The 395-nt window shown below is 71.9% G+C and carries 1 pseudogene; it reads right to left on the bottom strand.

Annotated elements, in window-relative coordinates:
- Window positions 1–166: 166 nt before the first annotated feature.
- Window positions 167–395: pseudogene (locus tag GV790_RS29100) on the bottom strand (ATP-binding cassette domain-containing protein); the annotation flags it as partial.

Raw genomic sequence — 395 nt, 5'->3', positions numbered from 1 at the left:
GCCGCAACCACCACGCTCACCGCCCGTACGGGTGAGCGGGTGCTCTATGGGCTGCGGGTCCGCAGCTACGCGCATCTCCAGCGGCTCGGCCCGCGCCCCGTGGGGTGCGTCGCGGTAGCTCGGGCACTGGCGGAGCAAGGACGGGCTGCGGGTGGGCCGGCGCAGGGAGTCGCACTACCCGGTCGGCGTGGGCGAGGGTGGATTCGCGGTGGGCCAGGATGATCGTGGTCCGTTCGCCGGGATCGGGCAACGCCTCGAAGATGGCGGCTTCGGTGACAGCGTCGACGGCCGAGGTGGCGTCATCGAGGACCAGGATGCGCGGCCGGGACAGCAGTGCTCGCGCCAACGCGACGCGTTGACGTTGACCACCGGACAGGGTGAGTCCGCGTTCACCG

The organism is Nocardia cyriacigeorgica (genome assembly GCF_010858045.1).
GTDB lineage: Bacteria > Actinomycetota > Actinomycetes > Mycobacteriales > Mycobacteriaceae > Nocardia > Nocardia cyriacigeorgica_E.
The sequence above is the reverse complement of the archived record's forward strand: the minus strand, read 5'-3'. Positions and strand labels throughout refer to the sequence as shown.